This is a genomic window from Sphingobium sp., assembly GCF_033795625.1.
GTDB lineage: Bacteria > Pseudomonadota > Alphaproteobacteria > Sphingomonadales > Sphingomonadaceae > Sphingobium.
Map to the genome: position 1 here is coordinate 256 of NZ_JARYGI010000149.1, position 288 is coordinate 543.

At 67.0% G+C, this 288-nt stretch carries 1 protein-coding gene; it reads right to left on the minus strand.

The window, feature by feature from the left end:
• Positions 1-288 (minus strand): transposase (locus QHC67_RS19100; RefSeq protein WP_319296748.1); only part of this gene is annotated, 288 nt, incomplete at both ends.

Here is a 288-nt window from a genome sequence, read left to right on the forward strand (position 1 = left end):
GCTGCCGCGTTTGGTAATGCCGAGCAACCGAGGTTTGCCGCCGGTGGTGGCCTGACGCGGGACCAGGCCCAACCATGCAGCAAGATCGCGACCACGCGCAAAGGTCCGGGCATCGCCGACGGCAGCGACCAGTGCAGTCGCGTTGAGGGCGCCAATGCCGGGAATGGTCAGCAGGCGCTGCGTTCGCTCGTCGGTCAGCGCTGCTTGCGCGAACTCGGCGTCGAGGTCCGCAATCCTCTCGTCAAGCGCTATCCAGCGGGCGCGCATGTCCGCGACGAGCCGATGAAT